The sequence below is a fragment of the Klebsiella sp. GG_Kp173 genome, from assembly GCF_040062415.1.
Classification (GTDB): Bacteria; Pseudomonadota; Gammaproteobacteria; order Enterobacterales; family Enterobacteriaceae; genus Klebsiella; species Klebsiella quasipneumoniae.
The window spans coordinates 22,575-34,434 of record NZ_JBEAFZ010000018.1; the positions used below are offsets into that span (position 1 = coordinate 22,575).

The window sequence follows — 11,860 nt, forward strand, 5'->3', positions numbered from 1 at the left end:
ACGGATGGAGTAACAGATGCGATCGGCCCTGACGGACTGACGCGAACAGCAGTTTACTCTTGTTCCCTTCGCAGGTATTAGCCTGATCAGGTTCCGCGGATCCCGAATTAACGGTCTCAGCCTTTTCCATGTAGCCTTCACATGGAAAATAAGCACTCCGACAAGATGACATCCCCTCCGGGGAGGGGGAATGGAGGTAAACTACTCGTTAATTGCGCACAACTCAAGCGGTCGGGGCAATATTATCGCGCACCTCATCGCTCAGGTGATGGGCGACGGCGAGGGCGATCAGTTTATCTTCCAGGGCGAAACGCGCTTCCAGCGACTCGCCGATATCCGACAGCGCCTGCTGAAATTCAAGGTAGTTATCATGATCAATGGCGTTTTCGAGGCAGGTATCGTAGTAGTCCATCATCTGCTGGGTATTGGCTTCCAGCTGCGGGTAAAGCCGGGTGGCGGCTAAAAGTGGGGTATCGCCTTCCATTTCGCCAATAATGCGTTCATAAATACTAAAATGACCGGACGAGAGGTAATCCACCAGACTTTGGCAAAAGTCATCCAGCGCCTTTTCGTTTAGCCGCATAAACGACTCTTTGCCCGGTTTCAGGCCAACCAGATTGTAGTAAGCCACGAGCAGATGCTTACGCACTTGTAGCCAGCGATCGACCAGTTCATTACTACCGCCAACGCGCTCCGTCAGATTTTCCAGCTGGTTTAGCATGATTGACTCCGCTAGTTTTGATTTAAATCTGCTCACCAAAATGTAAATATAATGTTAACAACATGCCAGTGAAGCAAAGGTAGTGCAATAGATATGGATCGTATTATTGAAAAATTAGATCGCGGCTGGTGGGTTGTCAGTCACGAACAAAAATTATGGTTGCCTGGTGGAGAATTACCACATGGCGAAGCGGTTAATTTCGATCTTGTCGGCCAGCATGCGCTGCATATTGGCGAATGGCAGGGGGAGCCCGTCTGGATGGTGCGCCAGGATCGCCGCCATGACATGGGATCGTTACGCCAGGTGCTGGATCAGGATCCGGGTCTATTCCAGCTGGCGGGGCGAGGGATCCAGCTTGCCGAATTTTACCGATCGCATAAATTTTGCGGCTACTGCGGCCACCCGATGCATGCCAGTAAAAGTGAATGGGCGATGCTGTGCAGCCACTGCCATGAACGTTACTATCCGCAAATCGCCCCGTGCATAATCGTCGCTATCCGTCGCGACGATGCGATCCTGCTGGCGCAACATACCCGACATCGCAATGGGGTACACACCGTGCTGGCCGGGTTCGTCGAAGTTGGCGAAACCCTTGAGCAGGCGGTCGCCCGTGAGGTGATGGAGGAGAGCGGTATCAAGGTGAAAAATCTGCGCTACGTGACTTCTCAACCCTGGCCGTTCCCGCAGTCGCTGATGACTGCCTTTATGGCGGATTACGCAGAGGGCGATATCGTGGTGGATAAAAAAGAGTTACTCAGCGCGGACTGGTACCGCTATGACGATCTGCCGCTTCTGCCGCCGCCAGGTACGGTGGCGCGCCGGCTTATCGAAGATACCGTCGCGATGTGTCGGGCAGAGTTCGAGTGACATGTTACACTGGGCGTATCAACGCTAAAGGAATGTAAAAATGACCGAACTGAAGAACGATCGTTACCTGCGCGCGCTGCTGCGTCAGCCGGTTGATGTCACCCCGGTGTGGATGATGCGCCAGGCGGGCCGCTATTTACCGGAGTACAAAGCCACCCGTGCGCAAGCGGGCGACTTTATGTCGCTGTGTAAAAATGCCGAGCTGGCCTGCGAAGTGACGCTCCAGCCGCTGCGTCGTTATCCGCTGGACGCGGCGATCCTCTTTTCGGACATCCTGACCATCCCGGACGCCATGGGACTGGGGCTGTACTTTGAGGCAGGCGAAGGCCCGCGCTTCACCTCGCCGGTGAAAAGCAAAGCCGACGTCGACAAGCTGCCAGTCCCGGATCCCGAGCAGGAACTGGGCTACGTGATGAATGCCGTGCGCACCATTCGCCGTGAACTGAAAGGCGAAGTGCCGCTGATCGGTTTTTCCGGTAGCCCATGGACGCTGGCGACCTACATGGTGGAAGGTGGCAGCAGTAAGGCTTTCACCGTCATCAAAAAGATGATGTACGCCGAACCGCAGGCGCTGCACGCGCTGCTGGATAAACTGGCGAAGAGCGTCACCCTGTACCTCAACGCGCAGATCAAAGCCGGCGCGCAGTCAGTAATGATTTTTGACACCTGGGGCGGGGTGCTGACCGGTCGCGACTATCAGCAATTTTCCCTCTACTATATGCATAAAATCGTCGATGGCCTGCTGCGGGAAAACGAAGGCCGCCGCGTGCCGGTGACCCTGTTCACCAAAGGCGGCGGTCAGTGGCTGGAAGCGATGGCGGAGACCGGCTGTGACGCGCTGGGTCTCGACTGGACCACCGATATTGCCGATGCCCGTCGTCGCGTGGGCGACAAAGTCGCGCTGCAGGGCAACATGGATCCGTCCATGCTCTATGCGCCCCCCGCGCGTATTGAAGAAGAAGTCGCGACCATCCTCGCCGGCTTTGGTCAGGGGGAAGGCCACGTCTTTAACCTCGGCCACGGCATCCATCAGGACGTTGACCCTGAGCATGCGGGCGTCTTTGTTGAAGCGGTGCATCGTCTTTCCGCACCCTATCACCAGTAGGAGATCAGCCATATGGATTTAGCCGCACTCCGTATCCAGCAGCAACAGTTAGCCGCGTCGGTAGAGCGCGCGGATCGACTGGATCGTGACCCACCGACGTTGATCGGCGGCGCGGATGTCGGGTTTGAGCAGGAAGGGGAGATCACCCGGGCTGCGATGGTGCTGCTGACCTGGCCTGAACTGGAGCTGGTGGAGTATCAGGTGGCGCGCGTCGCCACTTCCATGCCCTATATTCCCGGCTTTCTCTCGTTTCGCGAAACCCCTGCGCTGCTGGCGGCGTGGGAGCAGCTTTCGCAAAAACCGGACCTGTTGTTTGTTGACGGCCACGGTATCTCCCATCCCCGGCGGCTCGGCGTCGCCAGCCATTTTGGCCTGATGATCGACGTGCCGACCATCGGGGTGGCGAAAAAACGGCTGTGCGGCAAAATCGGCGACCTGGGTGATGAGCCCGGTGCGCTGGCCCCGCTGATGGATAAAAATGAGCAACTGGCCTGGGTCTGGCGCAGCAAAGTGCGCTGCAACCCGCTGTTTATTAGCACCGGCCACCGGGTAGGCATGGACAGCGCTTTAATGTGGGTCGAACGCTGCATGCGAGGCTATCGTCTGCCCGAACCGACGCGCTGGGCCGATGCGGTGGCTTCCCGCCGTCCGTCGTTTGTGCGTTGGCAAGCAAATCACAGCTGATTCAGGTACACTGCGCCTAATTTCTGACTTCGAGAATTCATCATGTTACAAAACCCGATTCACCTGCGCCTGGAGAAGCTGGAAAGCTGGCAGCATGTCACTTTTATGGCCTGCCTGTGCGAGCGTATGTACCCCAACTACGCGATGTTCTGCAAGCAAACCGAGTTTGGCGACGGCCAGCTGTACCGTCGTATCCTGGATCTGATCTGGGAAACGCTGACGGTCAAAGATGCGAAGGTGAATTTCGATAGTCAGCTGGAGAAACTGGAAGAGGCGATCCCGGCGGCAGATGATTTCGACCTGTACGGTGTTTATCCGGCCATAGACGCCTGCGTGGCGTTGAGCGAACTGATCCATTCGCGTCTGAGCGGCGAAACGCTTGAGCACGCGATCGAGGTGAGCAAAACCTCCATCACCACCGTGGCGATGCTGGAAATGACCCAGGAAGGTCGCGAAATGACCGACGAAGAGCTGAAGGCGAACCCGGCGGTAGAGCAGGAATGGGACATTCAGTGGGAAATTTTCCGCCTGCTGGCCGACTGCGAAGAGCGTGACCTTGAGCTGATAAAAGGCCTGCGCGCGGACCTGCGTGAGGCCGGCGAGAGCAATATTGGTATAAATTTTCAGCAGTGAGACCAGAAAACGTGATTTACCGCCTGAATTGTAGCGTCTGAAGGCTTCCATTCCGCCCCCCGTCTGGTCTACATTTGGAGGGCGAAAAAAAGTGGCTATCGGTGCGTGTATGCAGGAGGGTGCTTTTTTGGCATTTCCGTCGCACTCGATGCTTAGCAAGCGATAAACACATTGTAAGGATAACTTATGAACAAGACTCAACTGATTGATGTAATTGCGGACAAAGCTGACCTGTCCAAAGCACAGGCTAAAGCTGCCCTGGAATCTACCCTGGCTGCAATTACTGAGTCTCTGAAAGAAGGTGATGCTGTTCAACTGGTTGGTTTCGGTACCTTCAAAGTGAACCACCGCGCTGAGCGTACTGGCCGCAACCCGCAGACCGGTAAAGAGATCAAAATCGCTGCAGCTAACGTGCCGGCATTTGTTTCTGGCAAAGCACTGAAAGACGCAGTTAAGTAAGACCGCGTGGCAGTGAACAGTTTTATCGAAGGGGCTATTAAGCCCCTTTTGTCTGTCTGGCGCCGGCCTCTGGCGCTGGCGGGCATCCTGTTGCTGACTGCCTGCAGCCATAACGCGTCGCTACCACCATTTACCGCCAGCGGTTATGCGGACAACCAGGGGGCGATGCGTATCTGGCGTAAAGATTCTGGCGATGAAGTCCATCTTCTCGCCGCCTTCAGCCCGTGGCGTCACGGGGACACCTCGACCAGCGAATATCGCTGGCAGGGCGATCAGCTGACGCTGATTGAACTCAATGTCTACGGCAAGCCGCCGGAACATATTCGCGCCCGCTTCGACGCGCAGGGCGATCTTAGCTTTATGCAGCGGGAAGTTGACGGGCAGAAGCAGCAGCTCTCCAGCGACCAGGTCGCGCTGTACCGTTATCGCGCCGAGCAGATCCGCCAGACCAGCGACGCCCTCCGCCAGGGACGGGTCGTCCTGCGTCAGGGACGCTGGAACGCCGCTGCGCATACCGTGCTGACCTGTGAAGGGCAGACGGTCACGCCCGACCTCGATAGTCGGGCTCTGGCGCACATTGAACGTCGGCAGAGCCACGCTTCCGCCGCGGTGAGCATTGCCTGGCTGGAGGCGCCGGAAGGCTCTCAACTGCTGCTGGTGGCCAATGAAAACTTCTGCACCTGGCAGCCGACGGAAAAAAGCTTCTAACCTTTACCAGTGATTCATGCCCATATGACCGCTGCCGCTACCGCGACAGCCGCCATATCCCATTCCTGCGCCGCGGGGAACACCAGCCTCAGCCAGGGCGAGATCAAATTTCACTCGCTGCTGATCCAGCTTCTGGCGTAAGCCTTCCATCTCCTGAGCGACGGCTTCAATCTTGCCGCTATCCGGCTTTTGCGCCGTGAGCAACGCATTGTACTCATAGCGTTTGGACTGCAACTGCTGGCGCAGGGCGCTGGTTTGCGCATAGTAATCGTTATGCAGCTTTTGCGCGGTAGCCTGCTGCTCCTGGGTCAGCTGACTGAAGCCCTGGTTGCCTATCCCGTTATTGTTGCCCCAGTGGTGGTTGGCCCAGGCCGTGTTGCTGCCGAAGGTCAGCGCGGCTAAGGTAACGAGGGCGAGAGGTAAGGTACTGTTCCGTTTCATGGCATTTTCTCCTGTGTGGTTTCTCTCGGTACTGCATCTTTCATGCCAGCCTGTAAAAGCCCGTCCATACAGGCCTTCCGAGGCCGTTAAAGAGAAGAGCGAGTAAAAATGACCCGTTCCGCCCGGGACCGGCGAGTCATTTTTACTCGCTAAAGCGCAGGCGATATGTTTGAGAGCAGGTTTGGCCGCGCGGAAACATGGCATGATTTCTGCTGAAAGATCCTGCTGATAGCGAAAAGGAGATGACAAGGACTCGCCGATGAAGATCAAACCTTTTTCCCGGGACGCTGCCGCTGGCGCGCTAAGCTGGCTGCTGACCGGTACGGTAGTGCTGCTGGTGGTGCTGTTCTCCGCGATGATCGTCCGCGACTACGGTCGTGAGACGACCGCCGCCCGACAAACTATCGAGGAGAAGGGGAGCGTACTGATCCGCGCGCTGGAGTCCGGCACGCGCGTTGGCATGGGAATGCGGATGCACCACGCGCAGCTGCAGGCCCTGCTGGAAGAGATGGCCTGGCAGCCGGGCGTCCTGTGGTTCGCGGTGACTGATGACAATGGCGCCATCATCGCCCACAGCGATCCGCAGCAGGTGGGTCAAACGCTCTACAGCCCCGCGCAGATGCGTGCGCTGGCGGTTGGCGAACAGGCTCGCTGGCGGCGGCTTAGCGAGCCGCAGCCGGCCATGGAGATCTATCGCCAGTTTCGCCCGCTCAATCCGGCCCGCGGCCACCATATGGGCATGATGAATCGCGGCAACAGCGCCCTGGCTCAAGCCAGTGTCCCGCAGGTGATTTTTATCGCCTTTGATAGCCGTGAGCTGGATGCCGCGCAGGCCAGGGGGCAGCGTAATATGGCCATCATGCTGGGCGCCGCCGCGTTGGTGACAGCGGCAACGATCCTTGCCCAGTTCTGGTTCCGCCGCTATCGCCGCTCACGGAAACAACTGCTGGAGGCGATGGCCCGCAAAGAGAAACTGCTGGCACTTGGCCATCTGGCGGCAGGCGTGGCGCACGAGATCCGCAATCCGCTCTCGTCGATTAAAGGGCTGGCAAAATATTTTGCCGAGCGCACGCCGCCGGGCGGTGAGTCGCATCAATTAGCGCAGGTGATGGCCAAAGAGGCCGACCGCCTCAATCGGGTGGTCAGTGAGCTGCTGGAGCTGGTCCGGCCCGCGCATTTAAATTACCAGCCGGTGGATATTAACGCGCTTATCCACCACTCATTGCAGTTGGTTAGCCAGGATGCGCAGAGTCGCGGGATCGCGCTGCAATTTACTCCGCGCCCGGAGCTCTCCACGATCAACGCCGATGCCGACCGCCTGAACCAGGTGCTGTTGAACCTGTACCTGAACGCGATGCAGGCGATTGGCCGCGACGGCGTCATTCACGTATCGGCAAGTGAAGCCGATCGGCGACGTATCAAAATAGTCGTTAAGGATAGCGGTAAGGGGATGAGCGATGAAGAGCTACAGGCCATCTTCACTCCTTATTTCACCACCAAGGCGGACGGCACCGGGCTGGGGCTGGCGGTGGTGCAGAATATTATCGAACAACATGGCGGGACGATCCGCGCCGAAAGTCAGCCGGGGGCTGGAGCGATATTTACGCTTTGGCTACCGCTGGATGCTCAACGGAGGGAAGATGAGCAGCGATAAGGTACAGATTCTGGTTGTCGATGACGACATCAGCCACTGCACGATCTTGCAGGCGCTGCTGCGCGGCTGGGGCTATCAGGTGGCATTAGCCCACAACGGCCGGCAGGCGCTGGAGCAGATCCATCATCAGGTTTTCGACCTGGTACTGTGCGATATTCGCATGGCGGAGCTGGACGGTATCGCAACGTTAAAAGAGATAAAAGCCTATAACCCGGCGATCCCGGTGCTGATCATGACGGCGTTCTCCAGCGTCGATACGGCGGTGGAGGCCATTAAGTCCGGGGCGCTGGATTATCTGATTAAACCGCTGGATTTTGACACGTTACAGCAGATGTTAGTCCAGGCGCTGGCACACACCCGTCATAGTGAGGGCGAGCCCAGCGTTGCGACGGATTCACGGTGGGGCATGATTGGCGACAGCCCGGCGATGCAGGCGCTTCTTAACGAAATTATGCTGGTAGCCCCTTCGGACGCGACGGTGCTGATCCATGGGGAGTCGGGAACCGGTAAGGAACTGGTGGCGCGCGCCATCCACGCCTGCAGCGGGCGCGGTGATAAGCCGCTGGTGACGCTCAACTGTGCGGCGCTGAATGAGTCGCTGCTGGAGTCGGAACTCTTCGGCCATGAAAAAGGGGCGTTTACCGGCGCGGATCGGCGACGTGAGGGGCGCTTTGTCGAAGCGGATGGCGGCACGCTGTTCCTCGATGAAATTGGCGATATCTCGCCATTGATGCAGGTCCGGCTACTGCGGGCGATTCAGGAGCGGGAGGTGCAGCGTGTCGGCAGCAACCAGACGCTTGCCGTTGATGTGCGGCTGATCGCCGCCACCCACCGCAACCTCGCCGAAGAGGTCAGCGCCGGGCGTTTTCGCCAGGATCTCTATTACCGCCTGAACGTGGTGACTATTGAGATGCCGCCGCTGCGCCGGCGCCGGGAAGATATTCCGCAGCTGGCGCAGCACTTTCTCAAACGCTATGCCGAACGCAATCGTAAGGCGGTAAAGGGGTTCACGCCACAGGCGATGGACCTGCTGATCCACTACTCCCGGCCGGGCAATATTCGCGAGCTGGAAAACGCGGTGGAGCGGGCGGTGGTGCTGCTGACCGGGGACTATATCTCCGGGCGGGAACTGCCGCTGGCGATCGCCGGTACGCCGCTGCCGTCAGGCGGGAGCGAGGAGGGGCTGATTCAGCCGCTAGTGGAAGTCGAAAAAGAGGTGATTCTGGCGGCGCTGGAAAAAACGGGCGGCAACAAAACCGAAGCCGCCCGTCAGTTAGGCATTACGCGGAAAACGCTGTTGGCGAAACTTAGCCGTTAGCCTTTTCACGCTCAATGGCACGCCAGCCGATATCGTTTCGGCTAAAGCTGCCATCCCAGCGAATATCGGTCAGCAGCTGATAGGCGCGCTGCTGCGCCAGCGCTACGGTATCGCCCAGGGCGGTGACGCACAGTACGCGACCGCCGTTGGTGACCACGCGCTGGTCGTCAGACAGTTTCGTGCCGGCGTGGAAGACTTTACCGTCTGCCGCTTCCTGCTGCGGCAGACCATGGATCTCATCGCCCGTGTTGTAGTTGCCCGGATAGCCGCCGGCGGCAACCACCACGCCCAGCGACGCGCGGTCATCCCACTCGGAGGCTTTCTCATCCAGCTTGCCCGCGCAGGCGGCGAGGCACAGCTCTACCAGGTCGGATTTCATGCGCAGCATGATTGGCTGGGTTTCCGGATCGCCAAAGCGGCAGTTGAACTCAATGACCTTCGGGTTGCCCTGCTTGTCGATCATCAGACCGGCATACAGGAAACCGGTATAGGTGTTGCCTTCCGCGGCCATGCCCTTCACGGTTGGCCAGATAATCCGCTCCATGGTGCGCTGATGGACTTCATCAGTCACGACCGGCGCCGGAGAATAAGCGCCCATCCCACCGGTGTTCGGGCCGGTATCGCCGTTGCCGACGCGCTTGTGATCCTGGCTGGTGGCCATCGGCAGGACGTGCTCGCCGTCGACCATCACAATAAAGCTAGCCTCTTCGCCATCGAGGAACTCTTCAATGACGATGCGGTGTCCGGCGTCGCCGAAAGCGTTACCGGCCAGCATGTCTTTGACCGCCGCTTCGGCTTCCTCGAGGGTCATCGCCACGATAACGCCTTTACCCGCCGCCAGACCGTCGGCTTTGATGACGATCGGTGCGCCTTTCTCGCGCAGATAAGCCAGCGCAGGCTCAACCTCGGTGAAGTTCTGGTATTCCGCCGTCGGGATATGATGACGAGCAAGGAAATCTTTGGTGAAGGCCTTCGAACCTTCCAGCTGCGCGGCGCCTTCGGTTGGCCCGAAGATGGCCAGCCCGGCGGCACGAAACGCGTCAACCACGCCAATGACCAACGGCGCTTCCGGGCCAACGATGGTCAGGTCGATATTTTCATCCTGGGCGAAGCGAAGCAGCGCCGGAATATCGGTAACGCCGATGGCGACGTTTTGCAGCGACGGCTCCAGCGCGGTACCGGCGTTGCCCGGCGCGACGTAGACGGTATCAACCAGCGGCGATTGGGCCGCTTTCCAGGCCAGGGCGTGTTCGCGCCCGCCGTTGCCGATTACTAATACTTTCATCTGCTGCTCCATGAATTAATGGCGGAAGTGGCGCATGTCGGTGAAGATCATGGCGATGCCGTGTTCGTCAGCGGCGGCAATCACTTCGTCGTCGCGGATAGAGCCGCCCGGCTGAATAACGCAGGTAATGCCGACCGCTGCCGCGGCGTCAATCCCGTCACGGAATGGGAAGAAGGCGTCAGAGGCCATGGCGGAGCCTTTCACTTCCAGACCTTCGTCACCGGCTTTAATCCCGGCGATTTTCGCCGAGTAGACGCGGCTCATCTGGCCGGCACCTATGCCGATGGTCATATTGTCTTTGGCATACACGATGGCGTTGGATTTGACGAATTTCGCCACTTTCCAGCAGAACAGCGCATCGCGCAGCTCTTGCTCGCTCGGCTGACGTTTGCTGACCACGCGCAGTTCACCCGCGGTGACCATACCGAGATCGCGGTCCTGAACCAGCAGACCACCGTTAACGCGTTTGAAATCGAGACCGGCAACGCGCGCATCCCACTGACCGCAGGTCAGTACGCGGACGTTCTGCTTCGCGGCAGTGATTTTCAGCGCTTCTTCGCTGGCGGACGGGGCGATGATCACCTCGACAAACTGGCGAGAGATGATCGCCTGCGCGGTGTCGGCATCCAGTTCGCGGTTGAAGGCGATGATACCGCCGAACGCGGAGGTCGGGTCGGTTTTGTATGCGCGATCGTAGGCGTCGAGGATCGAGTCGCTAACGGCAACGCCGCATGGGTTAGCGTGCTTAACGATCACGCAGGCCGGTTCGTTGAACTCTTTCACGCACTCCAGCGCCGCATCGGTATCGGCAATGTTGTTATAGGAGAGCGCTTTGCCCTGCAGCTGGGTAGCGGTTGCCACGGAAGCTTCTTTGACATTCTCTTCTATATAGAAGGCAGCCTGCTGGTGGCTGTTTTCGCCGTAGCGCATATCCTGCTTCTTAATGAAGTTCAGATTCAGGGTGCGTGGGAAGCGGCCAGCGGCTTCTTTGCTTTCGCCGTGATAGGCCGGAACCATGCTGCCGAAGTAGTTGGCAATCATGCTGTCGTACGCGGCGGTGTGTTCGAAGGCTTTAATGGCGAGGTCGAAGCGGGTGTCCAGCGTCAGGGAGCCTTCGTTGGCATCCATCTCATTAATGATGGCGGTGTAGTCGCTGCTCTTCACCACGATGGCGACGTCTTTGTGGTTCTTCGCCGCGGAGCGGACCATGGTCGGGCCGCCGATATCGATGTTTTCCACCGCGTCTTCCAGCGAGCATCCTTCGCGAGCGACGGTCTGGGCAAACGGATAGAGGTTAACGACCACCATATCGATAGGCGCGATCCCGTGCTGCTGCATGATGCCGTCATCCTGACCGCGACGGCCGAGGATGCCGCCGTGTACTTTCGGATGCAGGGTTTTCACGCGTCCATCCATCATTTCCGGGAAACCGGTGTAGTCAGAGACTTCGGTTACCGGCAGGCCTTTATCTGCCAGCAGGCGAGCGGTGCCGCCAGTGGACAGCAGCTCGACACCACGAGCGGAAAGCGCCTGCGCGAATTCGACGATACCGGCCTTGTCAGAAACACTGAGCAGAGCGCGGCGGACTGGACGACGTTGTTGCATGGTATTAAATCCCCAGGATTTGAACATTACAGAGAGCGTTAGGTGAGTTTTTGCCTAAAAACTCACCTAACGCACCCAACCGGGCATCCGTGTCATAGCGCGGCATTGTAACGAAAACGTTTGCGCAACGCTCGCGAATTTTTATCTTTCTCTTTAGGCCGATGGTTCTTCTTCTATATAGCTGCCGATCCACGGCGCTTTCGGTCCTGGTTTGACGCTCTCCTGTGGATAATTCTGTGTGTAAATGGGTATAAAGCGGGGTTTTGCTGGGGAATGCAGCAGTCAGTCATTTTTCTGCCATTTTTCTATTGCGGGCGCTCGAGAACTCCCTATAATGCGCCTCCATCGACACGGCGGATGTGAATCACTTCACACAAACA

12 protein-coding genes and 1 riboswitch are annotated in these 11,860 nt (G+C 58.3%); of the genes, 8 read left to right on the plus strand and 4 right to left on the minus strand.

What is annotated here, in order from left to right; genetic code table 11:
* Positions 1 to 46 precede the first annotated feature (46 nt).
* Positions 47 to 170: riboswitch (TPP riboswitch) on the minus strand.
* 53 nt (positions 171 to 223) lie between these two features.
* Positions 224 to 721 carry an Rsd/AlgQ family anti-sigma factor gene (locus ABLU50_RS09865; protein ID WP_004206746.1) on the minus strand — a complete coding sequence of 166 codons (498 nt, stop codon included), beginning with the start codon at positions 719 to 721 and terminating at the stop codon, positions 224 to 226.
* A gap of 93 nt (positions 722 to 814) precedes the next feature.
* Here ABLU50_RS09865 and nudC point away from each other — a divergent pair, with 93 nt between their 5' ends.
* The 6 genes from nudC to ABLU50_RS09895 all read left to right on the plus strand — a co-directional run bounded on the left by nudC (position 815) and on the right by ABLU50_RS09895 (position 5,177).
* A complete protein-coding gene (gene nudC, locus ABLU50_RS09870) occupies positions 815 to 1,588 on the plus strand; it encodes an NAD(+) diphosphatase (RefSeq protein ID WP_087832897.1) in 774 nt (257 codons plus the stop codon).
* A 40-nt stretch (positions 1,589 to 1,628) separates the two neighbouring features.
* Positions 1,629 to 2,693 carry a uroporphyrinogen decarboxylase gene (gene hemE / locus ABLU50_RS09875; protein ID WP_004206744.1) on the plus strand — a complete coding sequence of 355 codons (1,065 nt, stop codon included), beginning with the start codon at positions 1,629 to 1,631 and terminating at the stop codon, positions 2,691 to 2,693.
* Positions 2,694 to 2,705: 12 nt separating this feature from the next.
* On the plus strand, positions 2,706 to 3,377 hold the full coding sequence (gene nfi / locus ABLU50_RS09880) for a deoxyribonuclease V (RefSeq protein ID WP_004206743.1): 672 nt from the start codon (positions 2,706 to 2,708) through the stop codon (positions 3,375 to 3,377).
* 42 nt (positions 3,378 to 3,419) lie between these two features.
* Positions 3,420 to 4,010, plus strand: a complete 591-nt coding sequence (locus tag ABLU50_RS09885; RefSeq protein WP_004206742.1) for a YjaG family protein — start codon at positions 3,420 to 3,422, stop codon at positions 4,008 to 4,010.
* Between the two features lie 186 nt (positions 4,011 to 4,196).
* Positions 4,197 to 4,469 carry a nucleoid-associated protein HU-alpha gene (gene hupA, locus ABLU50_RS09890; RefSeq protein ID WP_002884342.1) on the plus strand — a complete coding sequence of 91 codons (273 nt, stop codon included), beginning with the start codon at positions 4,197 to 4,199 and terminating at the stop codon, positions 4,467 to 4,469.
* 12 nt (positions 4,470 to 4,481) lie between these two features.
* Entirely contained in the window at positions 4,482 to 5,177 is a 696-nt protein-coding gene (locus ABLU50_RS09895) for a DUF1481 domain-containing protein (protein ID WP_023319466.1), read from the plus strand.
* Between the two features lie 3 nt (positions 5,178 to 5,180).
* Here the strand turns inward: ABLU50_RS09895 and zraP are convergent, their stop codons facing one another.
* Positions 5,181 to 5,618, minus strand: a complete 438-nt coding sequence (zraP, locus tag ABLU50_RS09900; protein ID WP_087832900.1) for a zinc resistance sensor/chaperone ZraP — start codon at positions 5,616 to 5,618, stop codon at positions 5,181 to 5,183.
* A gap of 259 nt (positions 5,619 to 5,877) precedes the next feature.
* Between zraP and zraS the strand changes: the two genes are divergently transcribed.
* On the plus strand, positions 5,878 to 7,272 hold the full coding sequence (zraS, locus tag ABLU50_RS09905) for a two-component system sensor histidine kinase ZraS (protein ID WP_043523023.1): 1,395 nt from the start codon (positions 5,878 to 5,880) through the stop codon (positions 7,270 to 7,272).
* Positions 7,259 to 8,590, plus strand: a complete 1,332-nt coding sequence (zraR, locus tag ABLU50_RS09910; protein WP_087832898.1) for a sigma-54-dependent response regulator transcription factor ZraR — start codon at positions 7,259 to 7,261, stop codon at positions 8,588 to 8,590. The genes zraS and zraR overlap by 14 nt, the downstream gene beginning before the upstream one ends.
* Here zraR and purD read toward each other — a convergent pair.
* Both purD and purH read right to left on the minus strand, forming a co-directional pair.
* Positions 8,580 to 9,875: a phosphoribosylamine--glycine ligase gene (gene purD, locus ABLU50_RS09915; protein WP_087832899.1), complete on the minus strand. Its 1,296-nt coding sequence runs from the start codon at positions 9,873 to 9,875 to the stop codon at positions 8,580 to 8,582. The genes zraR and purD overlap by 11 nt on opposite strands.
* 15 nt (positions 9,876 to 9,890) lie before the next feature.
* A complete protein-coding gene (gene purH / locus ABLU50_RS09920) occupies positions 9,891 to 11,480 on the minus strand; it encodes a bifunctional phosphoribosylaminoimidazolecarboxamide formyltransferase/IMP cyclohydrolase (protein WP_004206735.1) in 1,590 nt (529 codons plus the stop codon).
* Positions 11,481 to 11,860 lie beyond the last annotated feature (380 nt).